General features: G+C 37.7%; 20 protein-coding genes. 7 read left to right on the top strand and 13 right to left on the bottom strand.

Features of this window, described 5'->3' with window-relative positions; genetic code table 11:
* Positions 1-595: 595 nt before the first annotated feature.
* A complete protein-coding gene (locus D0T85_RS20765) occupies positions 596-2,506 on the bottom strand; it encodes a hypothetical protein (RefSeq protein WP_163215434.1) in 1,911 nt (636 codons plus the stop codon).
* Between the two features lie 97 nt (positions 2,507-2,603).
* Between D0T85_RS20765 and D0T85_RS20760 the strand changes: the two genes are divergently transcribed.
* Entirely contained in the window at positions 2,604-4,175 is a 1,572-nt protein-coding gene (locus D0T85_RS20760; protein WP_163215433.1) for an ATP-binding protein, read from the top strand.
* Positions 4,176-4,186: 11 nt separating this feature from the next.
* Here D0T85_RS20760 and D0T85_RS20755 read toward each other — a convergent pair whose 3' ends face one another.
* The 3 genes from D0T85_RS20755 to D0T85_RS22575 are packed head-to-tail and all read right to left on the bottom strand — an operon-like array spanning position 4,187 to position 6,328.
* The gene (locus D0T85_RS20755; protein ID WP_163215432.1) at positions 4,187-5,170 is read right to left on the bottom strand and encodes a hypothetical protein; all 984 of its coding nucleotides are present in this window, start codon (positions 5,168-5,170) and stop codon (positions 4,187-4,189) included.
* Positions 5,131-5,640, bottom strand: a complete 510-nt coding sequence (locus tag D0T85_RS20750; RefSeq protein ID WP_163215431.1) for a hypothetical protein — start codon at positions 5,638-5,640, stop codon at positions 5,131-5,133. The genes D0T85_RS20755 and D0T85_RS20750 overlap by 40 nt, the downstream gene beginning before the upstream one ends.
* Positions 5,641-5,671: 31 nt before the next feature.
* Positions 5,672-6,328 (bottom strand): hypothetical protein, encoded by a 657-nt coding sequence (locus tag D0T85_RS22575; protein WP_203558542.1) that lies wholly within the window; start codon positions 6,326-6,328, stop codon positions 5,672-5,674.
* A 173-nt stretch (positions 6,329-6,501) separates the two neighbouring features.
* On the opposite strand from D0T85_RS22575, the gene D0T85_RS20740 reads away from it, so the two are divergent.
* Entirely contained in the window at positions 6,502-7,524 is a 1,023-nt protein-coding gene (locus D0T85_RS20740) for an SMI1/KNR4 family protein (protein WP_163215430.1), read from the top strand.
* Here D0T85_RS20740 and D0T85_RS20735 read toward each other — a convergent pair.
* From D0T85_RS20735 to D0T85_RS20720, 4 genes are read right to left on the bottom strand one after another with little or no spacing between them, the layout of a single operon-like run.
* Positions 7,488-8,606 carry a hypothetical protein gene (locus D0T85_RS20735; RefSeq protein WP_163215429.1) on the bottom strand — a complete coding sequence of 373 codons (1,119 nt, stop codon included), beginning with the start codon at positions 8,604-8,606 and terminating at the stop codon, positions 7,488-7,490. The two genes, D0T85_RS20740 and D0T85_RS20735, sit on opposite strands and share 37 nt — an antisense overlap.
* On the bottom strand, positions 8,603-9,790 hold the full coding sequence (locus D0T85_RS20730) for a radical SAM/SPASM domain-containing protein (protein WP_163215428.1): 1,188 nt from the start codon (positions 9,788-9,790) through the stop codon (positions 8,603-8,605). Before D0T85_RS20730 ends, D0T85_RS20735 begins: the two co-directional genes overlap by 4 nt.
* Positions 9,791-9,831: 41 nt before the next feature.
* Positions 9,832-10,086, bottom strand: a complete 255-nt coding sequence (locus D0T85_RS20725) for a hypothetical protein (protein ID WP_163215427.1) — start codon at positions 10,084-10,086, stop codon at positions 9,832-9,834.
* 42 nt (positions 10,087-10,128) lie between these two features.
* On the bottom strand, positions 10,129-10,446 hold the full coding sequence (locus D0T85_RS20720; protein ID WP_163215426.1) for a hypothetical protein: 318 nt from the start codon (positions 10,444-10,446) through the stop codon (positions 10,129-10,131).
* A gap of 130 nt (positions 10,447-10,576) precedes the next feature.
* Between D0T85_RS20720 and D0T85_RS20715 the strand changes: the two genes are divergently transcribed.
* Positions 10,577-11,026, top strand: coding sequence for a hypothetical protein (locus D0T85_RS20715; RefSeq protein WP_163215425.1), 450 nt, complete (start codon positions 10,577-10,579; stop codon positions 11,024-11,026).
* Between the two features lie 29 nt (positions 11,027-11,055).
* On the opposite strand, the gene D0T85_RS20710 is transcribed toward D0T85_RS20715, so the two are convergent.
* Positions 11,056-11,730 (bottom strand): DUF5984 family protein, encoded by a 675-nt coding sequence (locus D0T85_RS20710; RefSeq protein WP_163215424.1) that lies wholly within the window; start codon positions 11,728-11,730, stop codon positions 11,056-11,058.
* 193 nt (positions 11,731-11,923) lie between these two features.
* Between D0T85_RS20710 and D0T85_RS20705 the strand changes: the two genes are divergently transcribed.
* Together D0T85_RS20705 and D0T85_RS20700 are read left to right on the top strand one after the other, a co-directional pair.
* Complete coding sequence (locus D0T85_RS20705; RefSeq protein ID WP_163215423.1) at positions 11,924-12,310, top strand: hypothetical protein; 387 nt, start codon at positions 11,924-11,926, stop codon at positions 12,308-12,310.
* The gene (locus tag D0T85_RS20700) at positions 12,307-12,663 is read left to right on the top strand and encodes a hypothetical protein (RefSeq protein ID WP_163215422.1); all 357 of its coding nucleotides are present in this window, start codon (positions 12,307-12,309) and stop codon (positions 12,661-12,663) included. The genes D0T85_RS20705 and D0T85_RS20700 overlap by 4 nt, the downstream gene beginning before the upstream one ends.
* Positions 12,664-12,977: 314 nt before the next feature.
* Here D0T85_RS20700 and D0T85_RS20695 read toward each other — a convergent pair whose 3' ends face one another.
* The 4 genes from D0T85_RS20695 to D0T85_RS20680 are packed head-to-tail and all read right to left on the bottom strand — an operon-like array spanning position 12,978 to position 17,417.
* Positions 12,978-13,940 (bottom strand): hypothetical protein, encoded by a 963-nt coding sequence (locus D0T85_RS20695; RefSeq protein WP_163215421.1) that lies wholly within the window; start codon positions 13,938-13,940, stop codon positions 12,978-12,980.
* Positions 13,937-14,398, bottom strand: coding sequence for a hypothetical protein (locus tag D0T85_RS20690; RefSeq protein ID WP_163215420.1), 462 nt, complete (start codon positions 14,396-14,398; stop codon positions 13,937-13,939). The genes D0T85_RS20695 and D0T85_RS20690 overlap by 4 nt, the downstream gene beginning before the upstream one ends.
* A gap of 21 nt (positions 14,399-14,419) precedes the next feature.
* Positions 14,420-15,811 carry a WGR domain-containing protein gene (locus D0T85_RS20685; RefSeq protein WP_163215419.1) on the bottom strand — a complete coding sequence of 464 codons (1,392 nt, stop codon included), beginning with the start codon at positions 15,809-15,811 and terminating at the stop codon, positions 14,420-14,422.
* A gap of 46 nt (positions 15,812-15,857) precedes the next feature.
* A complete protein-coding gene (locus D0T85_RS20680; RefSeq protein ID WP_163215418.1) occupies positions 15,858-17,417 on the bottom strand; it encodes an ATP-binding protein in 1,560 nt (519 codons plus the stop codon).
* A gap of 124 nt (positions 17,418-17,541) precedes the next feature.
* Here D0T85_RS20680 and D0T85_RS20675 point away from each other — a divergent pair, with 124 nt between their 5' ends.
* Together D0T85_RS20675 and D0T85_RS20670 are read left to right on the top strand one after the other, a co-directional pair.
* Entirely contained in the window at positions 17,542-17,979 is a 438-nt protein-coding gene (locus D0T85_RS20675) for a hypothetical protein (protein ID WP_163215417.1), read from the top strand.
* Positions 17,980-17,981: 2 nt separating this feature from the next.
* Positions 17,982-18,389, top strand: a complete 408-nt coding sequence (locus tag D0T85_RS20670) for a DUF6334 family protein (protein WP_163215416.1) — start codon at positions 17,982-17,984, stop codon at positions 18,387-18,389.
* The last annotated feature ends 243 nt before the right edge of the window (positions 18,390-18,632 follow it).

Raw genomic sequence — 18,632 nt, 5'->3', positions numbered from 1 at the left:
GAATTCTTAAGAAATCCCTTTGAATTTTAAAAAATCAGTCATTCCTTGACCAAGAACAAACAAGAAATACAATATAGGCGACAAAGCGGAGACGCTTACTCATAACAAAACAGTCAACCCCAAGTAGGGATAGTTATTAAACCTGTCAACCCGTTCTAGGGATAAGAAAAAAAGAGTCAACCCAAGTCAGGGTTCGACACTTCTCTGTAGGATGCCTTTTGTTTCTCCGTACAAAACCAACAGTTTCTCAGTAGGAAACCAACGGTTTCACGGTAGGAAACCAACTGTTTTCTATATAGGAAACTACTTGTTTTCTATGTATGAAACTAGTTGTTTCCTATATAGAAAACGAATAGTTTCATTGGTAGAAAGCAAAGTGAAACTACTTGTTTTTAAATCTCAAGGTATAATGAAACTGTTTTTGTTCTATGATACTTCGAATGGTACTTATGTTTTACTTTTTGGGCATCTGTCATAATGTAATCTATTGAAATACAGTTCAATAGGTGCGTTATGATACTTATGATGGTTTTTTTGCGATAAATCGCCTGTACGAGTTTACAAACATACGGAAAAAAATGGGATTATGGGGGAATTAATAATTCTTATCAATAATTTCTTTTCCATTACTCCAGTCAAGCCAGCCCTGTTTACCATCAGGTAACTTAAAGCGCATAATTTTTTCATAATTGATTTTTTTTAGCTCACTATATCTGGCTTTTTTATTGACGTTGTATACGCCATAGAGTTCGTTATCTTTATAAATGATGGGGTATGAGTGCATTGAAACGGAATCTACATCACTGACAAGTAGTGGGATGAGTTCTATTTCTCCCGAGTAATATGTTTTTGCCGGTTCTCCATTTCCTAATTCAACATCTAAAGTACTTTTGAATGTTTCCTCCGTCTGTTTATAAATACTTCTGTGTTTTTCCTTGTATGCGTATATATTGTATTTGCCATTCTTCATTTTGGCATACAACAAATGCCTGAATTGTACTCCATTTAAGGTTACATTATAGGGATAAAATTCGTTCGCTGAATAATATTGTTGTGTTTTTGTTCCATAAAAGTATAGGCTGTCTATGTGCTGAGTATTGGTAATGTCAAAATCAAAATATTCTACTCCTTTTCCTAATCTTTGATGATCTTCTATTCTTTTAATCTTAATATCTCCATCAATGTAGACTACTTCATCTTCATAATAACTAACAGTACCACAAACTCCAAACATTGGAAGAGTGCGTATATTCTCTTTACTGATTTTATCAGCCACCATCCATGTTAAATTGTTGTCAATAATTAAAGTCAGCCAGTTTCCATAACCAAGTTGTGCATATTGGATTTTATATTTATGCTCAACTTTATTAAGAAAAGCATCGTATAGTTCGTAATTATCCTTATCCTTTCTATATACTGCTGTTGGGCCTTGGTGCCCAACTATAATGTCGCCCTCAATACCTAAAGGCATATTTGCATTATTAACAATAGTATATTTTCCGTTCATACTATGTTCTATATTAAAATAAGCGTATTCTTTTTTAGCTGAATACTCTGCTATTTTTGTTCTTTCTAATTCTTTCTCTACTTTTACAGTAGACAACCTGTTGTTGAAAAAACTTTTATCCGGAATTATTTTATAAATATTCTGGTCTCCTATTAAGCATAGTATGTATTTGTCTCCTTTGAGCTTTATGTAGTTGATGCTGTATTGATCTGTATAATCTATAGTATTATATTTCTTTTTATTGATTTGAATACTGCCATATTCAGTCTTTCCCTTTTCATTTTTTTGTTTCTGTATTTCTTTGTCGAACCCAAGTAGTGCGCTTTGCATAAAATAAGGGCTTTTCTTTACTGCCACATTAAGATATTCAGAGTCTTTATTTAATATTAAATCGTGTTTATCGAGTAGATTTTCCCAATCGGATATACTCATTGTTGGAATATCCGAAACATTAGTCACTGCTGTATATATACTATCACTTTCATACAACGAAAGCATAAGGCTGTCGTTATCCACCAATTCGCAACTAACAAACTTCGGTTTCCGATTGAATCCGAATGAGAGTGTCATTTCCCAAATAGTGTTTTCGTTAGGGCCTCTGGCACTGCCGGATATCCATTTACGCATCATTTCTAGTGCCTTTATTATTTTACGGTTACATTGTTTACTTAGGCCTTTAATCATAACTGCCTTTGTCATCTCTCCATACCTATTTATTTCGAATTGCACTATTGCATCTCCTTTTTTACCCAATCTTACAGGAAACGGATAGCTGACTGACTTTCTTATGTGTTTCTTCAAGTTATTCATTCCACCAGGATATTGGGGCAGAGGGAATACCAATTCATAAATTTCATGACTATTTGTAGAATCTTCGCCTCCAGGATATTTAGGATATGCTTTTTGTTGCTGTAAAACTTCGGTATTCACTTGCTTTACAGATTTACTTGTAGAGCAAGCACAAAGAAAAAGAAGTAGAAAAAGATAGTATATTTTCATTATGTTTGTTTTATTAGCACAAATATAAGGACTTATAAGAGGAAAATATTTCAATAATTATAGCTATTTTTGCTCTTGCTCTAAAAAACGAAGAATCATGAACAGCCAGACAACCGATTTAACTCGTAAACTTCCCATTGGGGTACAAACCTTTGAGAAAATTCGTAAGGAAGATTATCTTTATGTAGATAAAAGTGCCCTTGTTTGGCAAATGGCTAACACAGGAACAGTCTACTTTCTGAGCCGTCCCCGTCGTTTCGGTAAGAGTTTGTTGCTCTCTACTTTCGAATCATATTTTCAGGGAAGAAAAGATCTGTTCGAAGGTTTAGCCATTGAAAATATGGAAAAGGATTGGAATACCCATCCGGTATTGCATCTGGATTTGAATGCGGAAAAATATGAATCGGTAGAGCGATTGGTTTTGATGCTTGAGCAACACTTAATTCTTTGGGAAGATACCTGGGGAAAAGACGAACGAGAGATTACTCTTTCAAGTCGTTTCACCGGTGTTATCCGCCGGGCTTACGAGAAAACCGGTCGTGGCGTTGTTGTTCTCATCGACGAATATGATAAGCCCCTGTTGCAAACCATGTTCAACGAGCCACTGGCTGAGGAATACCGCAACACCCTGAAAGCTTTCTATGCCGTATTGAAAAGTTCCGACCGTTATTTACGCTTTGTACTTCTGACGGGGGTTACCAAATTTGCGCACGTCAGCATATTCAGCGACCTCAATCAACTGAACGATATCAGTATGGATACACAATATAGTGATGTGTGCGGTATTACGGAAGAGGAACTTATCGCAACTTTCTCTCCCGAAATAGAGCGGATGGGGAAACGACACAATCTTTCGTCCAACGAAACTGTGACCTACATGAAAGCTCAATACGATGGATATCACTTCAGCAAAAATTCATCGGGAATGTTTAATCCATTTAGTGTGCTTAATTCGTTTTCTAAGCAAGAATTTGGAAACTACTGGTTTCAGACCGGTACACCCACTTTCCTTGTTGAGTTGCTTAAACGAAGCAATTACGATTTGCGCGAGCTGATAGATGGAGTAGAAACCAGCCCGAATGCATTTACCCAATACCGGGTGGAGGCAGACAATCCCATTCCGGTATTTTATCAGAGCGGATACCTTACCATCAAGAAGTATGATGAGGAATTTGGGCTTTATACACTTGGTTTCCCCAATAATGAAGTACGTTATGCTTTTTTAGACTTCCTTTTACCTTACTATACAAAAATTACGGAAGATGAAACCAGCTTCAATATTACCCGTTTCGTTCGGGAACTCCGTGCAGGACAGGTAGATGCTTTCATAGAACGCCTCCGTAGTTTCTTTGCTGATATTCCCTACGAGTTGAACGACCGAACAGAACGGCATTACCAAGTAGTATTCTATCTTGTTTTTACTTTACTGGGGCAGTTTACCGAGGCCGAAGTACGTAGTGCCCGTGGTCGGGCAGATGCTGTAGTAAAAACCAAAGATCATATTTATGTGTTCGAGTTTAAGTTGAATGGCACGGCCGAAGAAGCCCTTCGGCAAATTGATGAGAAGGGATATCTCATACCTTATTTGGTAGATGGAAGGGAAGTGGTAAAAGTGGGTGTGCAGTTTGATGCCGAAAGCAGGAATATAGGGGAGTATTTGGTGGACTAAAAAGGAAACAGTTAATTAATAACTTCTTGAATCTCTTGTGCAACCACCTTTTTCAATTCTTTCTCCAATGCCGGCATATCTAATTGTTCTTTGATGCTGCCTGCAAATGTAAGGGTGTCTCCTCTTAAGTGGGCGCATACAACAAGTCGTTCTAATGGATTGGCTGAGATGCTTTTATTTTTAAAAACACTACTTATACCTTTTAGAATTCCATTTTCGAGCGATCCACCAAACAAAGGAGTTCCTCCTGCCCAGGTTTCAATCTGGTGCCAGTTGTAGTAACTGGGTAGATAAGCTATTACCAAATCTAAATTATATGCAGATAATTGTATCTTCTTGTCCAATCTAACTTCGGGTTGCAAGTGGAACCGGTGAAATAACGCATCGACATAATCGCTCATACCATGTTGGTTAGAGAAATAGGTTCGTTCGCTTGTCAATGTGTTGACAGCCTCAATTGTTAGGTAAGGAAGCAAGTAAGACTGTTCTTTGAAGAAGTTCAGGAAATAATCGAACCGGAGATTTAGTTCTTTAAAGATGTTCTTGTCTGGTATAAATGCTATTTCAAGTGTATTGACCTCTTTATCTGGGTGCCCTTGCCAACTTTCACTCCTATAGTTAAATCCTCTTCGATTGCTTTCAACCTCGAATATCTCCTTTTTGTTTTTAATAGTAATTCTACAGCTTTCGCTTGTGCAGGCTAATACAAAAAATGCTAAGCCGTGTTTTGCTTGGTCGTGTTTCCAAAACTCTTCTTCGGAATGTTTGAAGCAGTATGTATAAGCATCCGGAATAATTCCTTTGACCTTTAAATGGAGGGTATTTCTGTTGAGGGCAAATAACAGGTAGGCTTTCTTTTCGATAGGTTTTAATGAGAATAAGATATCGGCAAAACAGTGTTCTAAACCGCTTTGATTAAGATAACCCAGGTACATAGCCGGACGTGACCGAATGGCTAAGGCATATTTACTACTCCACATCCGTCCACCAGCCATTGTTCATTCTCTTTTACTACTCTCATCGTAACTTTGAAGTCGGGCCAATCTTTTCCCCGTACTGTCAAGTGGTTTGTTTGTTCGTCAAATGAATCAACTTCGAAACCTTTGTCCGGATAGTCCTGAGCATCAAATACGGGGTCGAAACCAAGTCCTAGCTCAGGGTCTTCTTGATAAGCATCGTCGATTATTTTTTTTAATGCGAGTCTGAAACTTTGAGTTGTCAGGCCTTTGTGTAGTTCAACCCACTCAATCATGGTAAGAGACTCATTCAGCTTGTTGGCATTTTCTGTATAGCCATTGATGAAGATCAAGGCGTTATCGACTTTGTTTTCCTCTTTTGGAGTTTCTTTAGCTACATTTTCCTCTATTAAAGCTTCTTTGGTAGAATGCTTATTGGTGGGCTGTTTACTTTGTCCGCATGAGGTTAATAAGATGATGGTGGCAAATATAAGTGTTTGTTTTAGCATGGTTTATTTAAATAATGGTTGATTTTGTGTTTCATTTTATCAAGCCTTTCTCCATTCTATTGTTCAATAGTTCTTTCCATTCATTGCTTGGGCATTTTTCTATCAGGGATTTATAAACAGAAAGATCTATTTGGTGAAAAACAGATTCGAAAAGATATGCTAACTTCCATGCAACTCCATTAAAATTATCATTAGGAAATAATTCGATAAGGATTTTGGCTTCTTCAAGTGAAATGGGCTGTTTTATGCTATCTAACAGATCAATATATTGTTCACTTATATCTTCCGGTTCATCGGGTATTTGACCTAATTCTTTTAGTTGTGCTATGGCAGAAGGAGAGAGTTCGTCCAGTCGTTTTAATCGTTTAAGACCATTTTCAAGTCGTATTTCTAAATTTTCTCTCCATTCATCGCTTGGGCAAAGGGCTATTAACTCCCGATATTCATTAACAGAGATTGTACTGTAAATACTTTCGAACAAGTGCAAGAGTGTCCATTGTACTCCATACAATCCCGATTCAGGGAATAGTTTTACAAGTATAGCAGCTTCGTTTTTATTGATGGGTTTGTTTACTTTGTCTAACAAGGAGCTGTATAGGTCTATTTGTTCATTGGTCAGATTGTCATTCGATTCGTCGGGCATTCTGCCTAATAATTCTAACTCTTGAATTGGGGGCTGTATATTCATTATTTATGTCTATTAAGCTTGGCAAATATAACACAATGCAGTTTATCTAAGAAGAAAAGAACTGAAATTTCTTGGTCGTATTTCACAAAAATAAGTAACTTGCGATTTTTAACAATAAAGAAGGATAGGTGAAGAACTTAAGTCAAACAGCAAGAATAAAGTTAAAACTGAATTTGGCAAAGAATACAGATTCGTTTTTAGAGGTGTTTGGAGCACAATCTCATCAGTATAGATTAGACCCTCCAGTAGATATAAAGGAGGTCGAAGCTTTTGAAAGGAAATACAATATATCGTTACCAGAAGGATATAAAGTCTTTTTAACTCAGGTAGGTAATGGTGGCATTGAGTATAAGTCGCAGGTTGGCAATTCGGGAGCAGGCCCCGATTATGGTATCTTCAAATTAGGGCATAAAAGGCAATTGTGCATGGGATATTCTTTAAAGTCACCATCAAAACATCTTGCCAAAGAGCCTTTCTTCAACTTAAAAACCACCAATAAAGATTGGGAAAGCATATCAGAGAATATACCCGAAGACAATGATGAAGAATATGAGAGAGCATTTGAACGGGTTTATGCGGGGATTTTAACCATTGGCGCTTGTGGTTGTTCCGGCTATATGGGAATAATGCTAAATGGAGAGAGCAAAGGACGTGTGGTTTACATATACGATGAACTTGAATATTGTCCGCAATTTGCATCGGAACTTAATTTTCTCGATTGGTACGAGAATTGGTTAGATACAATTATTTCGGGAAAAAGGATTGGGCTGGAATGTAAACCATATAAAACGGAAGAGGAAAGTTTTGCCAGACTTATGGATGTTGAAAATGTACATAAAGATAATGTACCATATTGGAAAATGGTTGCTCTCGAGTACATTAGAACCCTTAATGAGCTTTCGCCCAAATACTTAAAACTATTGTGGGAGAGTTATAACAAAGAAACAGATGAGATCGTTAAATTATACATGTTGAATATATTGGTAAAATTCGACTATGAAAATACAACAGCAGAACTGGACACACTTTATGAAACTAATCCTTTGGAATTTTTAAAGATTTTGCATTTGTATGCTAAAGATAAAAAGTCGGATTGGCAAAGTATTATCGAAAAACTTCAAAAAGAATCCTCGAATGTTGAGGTTAGAGAGTATGTTGACTATATTATTCGTTCCAACCCCTCCCTATACTTATAAGCAATCAGAACCATCAACTTTGGTCCGTCTTTCTCTCTGACGAACTTCACGACCGCATGTTGCTGTTTATCTTTGCCTACTGCCACCTGGATGTCGAATGAAGTATAGGTTTCGAAATCGGCATCACTAAATATTTCGGCATTGGATGCTTTATGCACTTTCTGCAAATACTCATCTATACTGAATGTGCGTTTGCCGAAAATTCCCTGAAGAGCCAAGTAGTAGTTTATTTCATCCTTTGTCCAGTAGTTAGAACCGTTTATTTTGTCATTTTCATCGATGTAGACAACTAACGGATTGAAATGCTCGAAACCCATAGGCAGTCGGCCCAGATAAATTGTATCATTGTCCGGATGCATGGTAATGGCGGGATTGCTTAAAAGCCATTTCAGTGTGTAGGCGTAATCTGAACTTTCCAGCGAGATTCCTTCCATAATCAACTCGTCCCAATTGATAGAGTATGCCGCTAATAGTTCATGACTTGTATGCATATCTATTTCGAATTCGGGAAAAGCGTCTTTCATCTTATGCATACCATAAAACATCAATTCGTGAGGGCCATTGAGTGGGCAATCGAAATCAATTATTAATAAGGGATGCTCTTTACTTATTATTTGAAAATAGTTTTCGCTGCAAACCATCTCGTAATAATTGTTTGGTTTGGCATCGAAACTAATATTGATGTAGCTTACAGTTGTATACGAATTTGAAAACATGGGATTAACAAACGCGTGATTCTTTACACCTATATGTTGGGTAAGCATATCGATTAATTCACGTTTTACTTCCGGATAGAGGGAGCCGGAAGCCACGTATGTATACTCCAATTGAAGATATTTTAGGTTGCAATGGCGAATAACATCCCAAAGGTCGTCGAGGTGTTCGTAAGCAAAACACATGTCTTTTACTATTCGCGAATCTTTGCCCGAACTCCAATGTATTTTAATAGGTTTGCCACGATGAATAACCTTCAGTTGCAGATAAAATTTCAATAGTTCGATGCACTTTTCGCGTTCGGCCACTACTACATTATAGCTTGAGTCCGAACCGTCTATTTCGTAAGATTGCCAATATTCTATCATGTTGTTCTTCTTTTGTAAACAGGGCAGCTTGTTTCGCCTGCCGGATGATTGTGATACGCTCTTTCGCATATAGCGCGGCAACCTCCGCACTGATGTACAAATGTACAACTTCCGCACTGATTGGGAGCATTCTGGTAAGATAAATTTCGGAATGTATGCAAACTTTCCGAGTGATTCCAGTATCTGGCAATGCTATCGCTGCAACTGCCCACTTGCAGGTGGCTGCAAGGCTTCATGGTGCCGTCGGGCGAGATAGCCATGAAAGTTCGGCCGGCACCGCAACCACAAGTGTGGGCACTTACTTTGCCATTGTTGAGATAAAGTAGCAGATGAGAGTAGGCCGAGTCCGTTTTTATTAGAATACCTCTTACTTGTTTTATTTTGTCGGCCAACAAAAAGAATTCGTCTTTGTTGAGGGCTTCGTTGGCATAAACTTCTCCCAATGAAGGTTTATAGCGTAGTATATTGATATTACCTGCCTGGTAGTGCTTGGCAAGGGCGACGAGTTGTTCAAAATCGGCCAGATTGCTTTTGCGAGCTACCCAGTTTACGCCATAAGACAGGCCGTTGGTGTGCGAAAGCAGTTGCAAGGCTCGAATGGCATGAGCATATCCGTCGCGCGAAAGACGGTTTATAGCTTCAGTGCTTCCGTTGAGCGATATTTGCAGGTGATTGAGTCCGGCACCGATTAGTTGGTTTAAAAGATTTTCGTCCATCCCCCATCCGCTGCTGGTAATGGTAACAGACATTGGTGTTTGCGCCACACGCTCCACAAATGCTACTATATTGGGGTGGGTTAGTGGTTCTCCTCCTCCGATGGCTATCTGAAATACTTTCAGCTTGACTGCTTCTGTTATCAGTTCGTTCCATCGGAGGTAGGTTATGTCTTTGGGCTTATCAGGTATTTTATAACAGATAGCACAATGAAGGGGGCAACGGTTTGTGATATCAATATGTAACGATTGTGGCGAATAGATTTCGCCTGTGGCAAGGCTTTCGCTCAGTATGGGGATAACATTTCCGACAAGAATTCCTAAACAAAAAAGTCGTTCGATGAAAGGCGTTACAGCTCCGCTTTGTACATATTCTTGCAACAATGCGAGTTCGTTCCCGGAAAACACAGCGCTCATTCCTGTTGTTTTCTCGAAGGTGAATAGTTGGTTTTGGTGTAGTTTGGCTATCAAGGAAGTGTGTTTTAGTTTTTTGAGAAACCAATATGATTGTTTTATTGCTCCAATATTTCATCATATAAATTACCTGTATCAACTTGCCTCCAATTTTCACCATACTGGTCGGCAATAACAATTAAACCCAAGAGAGATAAAGGATTAAATCCAAATACTTCGATATTATTCCTCATTGCTTTCCATGTGGAAATAGTTAAGCCATCTTCGGTTAGCTCTAAAGAAATTTCATAACCCCTTCTTTTTATTTCAAGTAAAGCGGGATTATATGTGTTCATTGCTTCTGCTAATTTCATTTTCGTAATTTAATAACTTCAAATGTACATACTTTCTCATCTTTAAATAAAATCCAACACATATTCTGTTGCTTCCATTACCCAATCTTCCATTACTTTTGGGTTATTAGTCTCCATTGTATAGATCGGGTTATCCCAATTGTTATGTTGAAGCACCACACCTTTAAATTGTCCGCAGATGTTATGTGCCGGATACCAGCCAACATCCAAACAATAACCTCTGGCAAAGGTAATCTGAATAATATCTTCGTGCAACTCTTCTATTTGTTGTTCAAGGGGTTTATCGAAATCAATATTCCAGTTGTCGTAAATGTCGACAACTTTCCTGTTGTATTTATACTTTTGAACTTCTTCTAGCATACTGTTTCATTTGTTTAGCTCCGCAAATATAAGGAGTAATTGAATGAAGAGGCAAATATATCAATAATTATAGCTATTTTTGCTCTTGCTCTAAAAAAACAAAGATTAATGAACAGACTGATAATAAAATATGAACGACAATTATTTATTAAAAGTAAAAATTAATTCTAAAAGACCTGATTTTCGTGTTTTCGGGACGTATTTTTTTGGAGACGATTTTCACAATTACGATAGTGAAGGAAATAGTTTTCCTGTTTCAAGTAGAGAATGGACTGAACTTTATATGTGTTCTCGACAAATCAAAGATTTATGGTTTGACATTAGTTGGATAAATAAGGACGACACATCAATACTTGAAGTAACATCTAACAAAATAGAAAACGTATATATCATAGCGTACTTTCTTGCAAAAGAAACAAATGGAGAAGTTTTCGACAATACGGATAAGTCTGTTCCGCTTGAAACGTTGAAACTCAAAATGGGAGATTTTGAATTAGAAAGAAGATTGCAATTAGCAGAGCAAAGTATTTGGAGAAAATCATCGGAAACTAATCCATATCCGAATTTGGAAATAACATAAACTTTGATTTTTTCAAAACATAAAAGCCTCTATTTAATAGCATGTTTCAATGCATCAAGTTTTTGCTGAAAGTCAATTCTTCGCTCTTGTTGCTCTATTAGTAAACGAGGTTTGTCAATGTCTACATTTTCGCCCCAGTCTTTGTCGATAGCTTTTTGTATTTGTTTATCCATTGCCAGAAAAAAGTCTTTTCCGAATTGCTCTACATTTTCAACGAATTCTGTGTATTGAATGGTGGTGTAACCATTTTCTGCTGTCCACATGGAATCTTTCTTGTTGTCTATTAACCAAATAACATGAAGCTTATCTTCTACTCGGATGAAACTGATTATAGGGGCATTTTGCAAATGCGAAGCATAAAGTGTTCTGTTGTATATCCATTGTTTTGTTTCACAATGTTGTGTTAGAAAAGATGATAGTTTTTCAGGGGTATCTACTTGTTTGTATAATTCGACAGAAACTTGTTCGGCTATTGCTGGGAATAAATCGGAAAAGTCTTCTAATAAACGAACGATGTAGTAATCAACAAATTTTGTTTTAGAGTCAATATCTTTTAAAAACTCATCAGAATATTCGTAAATCTTTGTGTTTCCAAAATTCAGCCAGTAGAGTCCGTCCGTCAATGCAAACCAATGAGCTGTGTATTTAGGAGTACCTCCAAATAACATAACTTCATCAATATCTTTCAATTCAAACTTTATCATATAGTGTTTAGGTTCTTTTATTAAGCAATTAAGCTTTTTCAAGCCTACAAATTTAGCAAATATTTGAACTAAAGAAAGAATTCTATCCAAAATAGGTATCTTTGCCCCATTAAACAACTAGAGAATGAACACATTAGGATTTTACGACAACTATATCCAAAATAATTTTGTGACGCAACACTGTGGAATTGATTTGAAACAGATTGGAAAAGTCACAGAAGAAATCTATTTTCCAGTAAAATCGATAGAACAATTACCACATGAATCTTTTACTGTCAGAGAACGTTTGAAGCCAATAGTTCAGTTTTTGGAAGGCATATATCTCGACACTTTCGATAGACCATTGTGGTATAGAATAAATGTTGCCGACCAGGCCATCAATCAATATATAGGCATTGGGCTATTGAATATGGAAAACGATTGGATTAAGTTTATTCTCGATTATTTATGCAACGACCCTGCCGAACAAGGTGGAGATACAATCTTAGTCATCTTTGATACAGATTTCCATTGGTCGGTTGGTTTTACTTTGTCTCGTGAAACAGAAAGATTAATAATAGAAAAAAGGAGTATAATATGAGTTACAATGTATCGCTTTATCGTATAGAAACGAAAGCAAAAGAGCAGCAAATGGGTAGTAAAGATTTCTTTGATGACGAAAACAATTTTGAGCCCTTTACACAACAGCAAATAGCGTATTTAAGAAACCGTCTCTTAAAGTACAACTATATACAGCAACAGCAAGACAAATTGGGTGAGCATTTTTATAATTCGGCAGAAGAAACCTCGGCATTACTCACTAGTAGAGGACTGTTTTTTACAGCAGGTTGGAATGAAGGTGCCATTTTTGAAATAGGAATGACTGCATCCGAGTTTACTGATACAGATGAATTTGCTAAGTACAATCCTCAAAATAAGGGGTGGGAAGAATGAAGATTGTGTTTATAGTTATTGCAATTATTCTTACGATTCTGCTGTGTTGGGTTAACATACGCGTTGCTGTCCGAAGCAATATTTGGATTCATGCCGGACCAGATCTTTTGTTACTCTTCGGAATCATAGTGTTTCTTCATGGGATACTGTTATTCTTGCTGATTGTAGTAGCCCAAATTTTTCCATTGAGCTATATGCTAATGCTGTGGGGGATTCTTATATTTCTTTATGTTCTTCCTCCAATTAAATCGCACTTAAATAGGATTGCACAACGAAAGCAAAGAGAAAGCAAGCAGGCCGATTAAGCTCTGACTCTACTTTGCTTTTGCCGGTTTATGAGCATATCTATAAGTTCCTTCCGCAAGTTCGTAAGCCAGCTCTGCTGCCGGTTCCCAGTAGGCAGCTAGCTTTTCTATTTTATCCAATACTTTCTCTCTCTCTGTTCCTTTGGTGCAAAGAGAGTAATTGGCCAATGTATAAGCTAAATGCATGGCTAATGTTCCTTTCTTGTAAGGCCAATTATTCCAATAGCTTTCCATTTTCTGTATAGTTTCCAAGCAACCTTTTTCGTCTTGCTTCCAGGTTAATTTTGATAAAGCATTTAAATAATGTGCTGCAATGAAAGAATCGTTCCAGCAATGCAATAGTTCTTTAAGCAATTCAATTGTTTTCAGTGCATCATCTTCTTCCTCTTGTTCTTGGACTATCTTGCTTAACCCTCCGGCATAATATTCTGCAAAATCCAGTTTGGGATGTTGCTGATATATTTCTTTGGCTTTGTCGATTGCTTTTATGTAGTCATTGAGGTTGAAGTCTTTGTTGTAATATATATCAACAAGTGCATATAAACGTTGTAGCGCTGCGTTTTCTAAAGCTGGATTGTTCTTTGACAGATCATCCAGCTTTTGTGTGTATACTTCGTCTCCTGTTTCGTTAACAATAACACCATACACATCGGCAAGCATTTCGGCTAACTTTGCTGAGTTGGGAAATCGCTCTACCAACTTTTCGAAAAGCAGGGCTTCATCATCTCCTAAAGTGTCTCCTTCTCCTGCTATAATTTTGAAAAATCCTTTTCCAAAGATTTCTGCATCTTTTGCTTTTACACAACAAAGGTTGGTTGTTTCCAACATTTCTTTGGAGAGGGAAGAAAGTCCTTCTTGTTGGTATCTATCTTCTAAAAAGGGCTTTACTCTTAAAAACGCCTTGCTCTCTGTTAGTTTTTCTTTTCTGGCTTTCAGATAAATGTTGGCTATTTCTTCAGCATCTGTTCTCATAATTCTAAAAATGTTTTTGCGATCCTTTTGAATGTGCAGAACTCCTGATACGGAAAATATTCTGCTCTATTTTCAGAAAAGGACTTATAACGTAGGAGGAATTCTGTTTTTTGTAGTTGAAAATAAAAAAGTGCAATCAGTTGTTTCAGTTCCATTTCGAATTCAAACACAAGCTGATACGATTTAGGCTCTTCATAGCATAATTGAGGAAACTCATCGATTGAAACCAGTACATTTTCTTGTCGTACCATAAATTCAATCCGGTGTCCGCCAGGTTCGTCGTACCAAAGAAGCGTTGCACTTTGTTGCCCGTTTATCAATTCAGATAAAACTTGGATTAAATCAGAATAGGGATTACTAAACACATGGGTTACCAGAAATTCATATCGTTTATTCTTGTCGCCTATAAGGCAAGAGCTCCAGCCATGTGGTTGTAGAGTCAGCAATAAATCAATCATCACAACTTCATCTTTGCTTGTTTATAAGCTCTTTTTATACTTCAACTGACTTACACTGCAATCCTCTTTATCCATATCCGGACGTACCCCACAATAAATAGGTTGATACAGCGAGCCTTGCGGATAAGCATACAAATAACGTACTTCAATGATTTGCCCTACTTCGGGAATGTTATAATTTACTGGAATGGTTACCGAACCAACCGGGCGGCACGCTCCGTCTTCTTCATTGATTCCCATTTGTACGCTGCGTTTGCCTTCGTTTTGAGCAATTACATAAACGGTGGCCGAGGCACAAAACTTATACTTCAGTTGTGGACCACCACTGTTGGGGCGCCCGTGCGTATAAGGGGCATCAAGACGTTTGAATACAATTCCCTCTTGGTTTTCGGCTTTCAAACGCTCGTAAAGGTTGCGCTTCTCTTCGGCTGTGAAAGCTGTTTCGATCAGGGCGAAAGTGTCGGTGGGTGTTACGTGCTTATATAAGGTATCTAATCTTTCTGAGTAGGGTTGTTCGCGAAGGCTCACCCCATTTAACGAAAGTATATCGAAAGTGGTATAGAGGTCGCCTTCCATTTCTCCATCCAAATCGGCTATGCCATGAATGTGCTTAGAAAAGGTTTCTACCAGATGCTCGGGTAAGGCCACGGTAAGACCTTTTCGGTTAACGCCAGTTTGCGATTCTTTGATCATGCGTCGTTCGCCATCATGTTTGGGTTGGGCGCAATATAATGGATCGGCTATTAACTGTTCGAGCAACTCTTTGTCAATTACATTCAGGAGTTGTGGTAATAGTCCGGATACCCGGTTAGCGTTATCGGTATCTACAAACAAGGCTCCGTCATCGCCAGGTGAGTAACCTTTGGCTGTTTTTTCGGAGATAAGTTTGTTATAGATGGCTTGTGCTTTTTCCAATGGCAAGGGATTAGGCGTTTTACAGCCTGTTTGCAGGGTCGATCCACGACGTCCCCACGCGGCATTGACAAGGTAACCGGAGCCATCGGTAGCAGGAATCAATTCGGCTTGATAAACTTTGTCGGAACTGCCCGAACGGAAATAAAGAGTGGTACTCTGTCGTTCGGAGGTTTGCGAAGATGGTGCGGTAGCGTCCGGTTCAACCTTCTTTTCTTTCTTAGCTTTGGGTTTGGGGGCTTCTTGGGGTTGAGCAGGTTGAGTTGCTGGTATTATATCTCCCTCTCCACTTGTTTCAACATATCCTTTTTTTGTTTTTTCGGCAATTAGTTTATTTACAGCTTTTGTACAGGTGGGCTCATCGGCAAATTCTTTGGTTTGCGTTTGTCCGTTAGTACCTGTTTTTCCAAAGGTTACAGTATAGCTGGTTTCGGCGATATCGATAGTCCAGAACTTTTCAGACTTATCATCAGAATAAATAAATGTACGTTTCGTATTCATTTTGTTGGTTTATATTTACGTGGTTTCTTAGTTGTTTCATAAAAAATTATTCAACCAGATACTCATTGATATTCCTTGTTTCTGCACTAAAGTCTACTCCTACTTTTACCAGCTTACGCCCATCCACTGTATAGGGGATAAGATATCCTTTCTCGTCAATCTGTTTAAGAGCTTGACGGGCAGTCCCATTAAGTTTGAACTCAAAAACATAAATAAATTCTTTGGTTTTCACTATGGCATCGGCTCGGCCACGAGCACTACGTACTTCCGATTCAACAAATTCTCCAATCAACTTGAAAACGATGTAAAACACAACTTGATAGTGCCGTTCTGTCTTGTCATTCAACTCGTAAGGAAAATCAGCAAAGAAAGCTTTCAGGCGTTCCATGAAAGAGGGCACATCGCCACTACGAAGTTCGCGCACGAAATGTTGAATATGAAAGGCGCGGTTAATGTCTTCCACAGAAGAGTAGGACGGTTGCAAGAATTTGAGGAAAGCATATTTTACTTCATCATTAGGGAAACGGAGGGTGTACATTTTGAATTCCCGGTTGTAATCTTTGATGGTTAGATAACCACTTTGGTAGATCAGTGGAATGGGGTTGTTGGTTTCTATCCGGTATTCGGAAAAGGACTCCTGTTCGGTTTCCACACCATCTATAAGGGTGCGCAGATCGTAATTGGTTTCTTTCAGTAACTCGACCAAAAAAGTAGGTGTACCAGTATGAAACCAATAGTTGTCGAATCTCTTTTTCTGAAAAGCGTTTAGTACACTAAAAGGATTGAAAATGCCTACAGAGTCCTCGCAAAAATGATATCCATCATACTGAGATGTCATAGTGGCTATTGTATCTTCGAAACTTAGTTTATTGTATGTAGCTATCTGTTCTATTTCGGGAGTAAACACTTCTACCAGTTCTTTGGAAGTGATACCACAAAGCGAGGCGTAATTCATGTCCATGCTGATGTCATTCAACTGATTCAAATCACTGAACACACTAACTTGTGCAAACTTGGTTACTCCTGTAAGAAATACAAAGCGTAAATAACGGTCGGAGCTTTTCAATACACCGTAAAAAGATTTTAGTGTTTTGCGGTATTCATCGAGCAAATCTTTGTTAAGCATTACTTGTAACAGAGGTTTGTCGTATTCGTCGATAAGTACCACCACCTGAGTACCTGTTTGTTCGCAGGCGCGACGAATGATTCCTGCAAAACGTCTTGAAAGTGAATCTTCACTTTCTCCTGTTCCATATTTAGTTTCCCATTGTGTTAGGTAATCATTTAAAATAATGTTTAGTTGTTCCGGCGAATCGTATTTCTCCGCATTCAAATCGAGATGTAATACAGGATGTTTCTTCCATTCTTTCTCCAACTTGGAGATGGCAAGCCCTTCGAACAAGTCTTTACAACCTTCAAAATAAGACTCGAAAGTAGAAATCAGCAAGCTTTTTCCAAAACGGCGGGGGCGACTTAGGAAATAAGGATTATTGGTTTGAGCTATTTTCCATACCATGGCTGTTTTATCAACATATAAGAAGCCTCCAGTTCGTATTTTCTCAAAAGTTTGTATCCCAATGGGAAGGTTTCGGTTGCTTGTGATCATAATTTCCGGTTTTAGAATACAAATTTAATAAACTTTCTAAGATACCTTTATTATTGCTTAGAGAAAGTCCATATTATTTTATTACCTTCGTCTTTTAAAGGCAGGAACTTTAATACAGATAACAATGAAATACAATAAAGCCTATGAAGGTGGGGATTTTGAATCATATATTACATATTTAGAAACAATCAAACACCATCTGTCTGATGAATTATTTGAATTTGTTTCAGATCCCCAAAGGCACGGTTTCGGTGTCGAAAGTTTGCATGATAGTTGGGTTAAGAAAATTGAGTTTACTCAAGACTTTGATACAGGGAATACGAACCTTCTTATTGTTTTACTTGGAGAAAACTGTGAATTTTATCTTTATTTTGAAGAAGTACAAGAATATACAATTCGACAAATAAACTCGGATATGTATCGCGACTTAATAACCTATGAAATAGGATTTGAGCAGAATTCTTTTGAAGAAGATATGTTGGTTTTTCGGGCAATATTTGCGATAGGAGAGGGCCACTTGGAAGTATTTGCAGAAACAATTAGGATAGAGGAGAAAAAGTAAATATGGAAGAAATTGTAGGAAAGACAATAAAAAATATATATTGTAAGAATTTTGATATCCAGACTAATGGATATTCAAACATTATTTTTGAATTAGATGATGTGTATTTAACATTGACTGTAAATGATGATACTGATGAGTTTGAAATAGCAATATTGCCTGCAATTGATTCTGTTTTATTTGAAATTCCATACTGGAGTACATCCTTAGTGGGCAAAAAAATAGTTGGTGTTTGGAAACCTCACAATCAGAAAGGATATTCCGATTTTTTAGCATTAGGAATAGATGAGTTTATTCCAACAATAAGTATGTCAACAATTGCATCTGAAATAAAGTTGGGTTTTGTTAGATATATGGATGCAAATTGTCGGGAATTTCACCAATCCCTTTCCTCGTCCATTACCTCATAAAGATGCTCTGCGGGCACTTTATACGCAGTTTGAGCAACTTTTTCCTGTACCGTTTCCAGAATAGAGGCTATTAGGCCGTTGGCCTATTTTGAGTTATTGTACTACAAAAGCGAAGCCTCCGTGTTCAGCACAAGGAAAAGCTCCGTGTTTCTGTGTCTCGTATATTTGCATCATTAATGATCCGTTATTTCTCCGAGTGTTGTATATTCGTAGTTAATACGGAAAAGAATAGTCTCTCAATTG

The sequence above is a fragment of the Bacteroides sp. 519 genome (assembly GCF_010500955.1).
Classification (GTDB): Bacteria; Bacteroidota; Bacteroidia; order Bacteroidales; family Bacteroidaceae; genus Bacteroides.
This window is presented reverse-complemented; position numbering and strand designations above follow the sequence as displayed.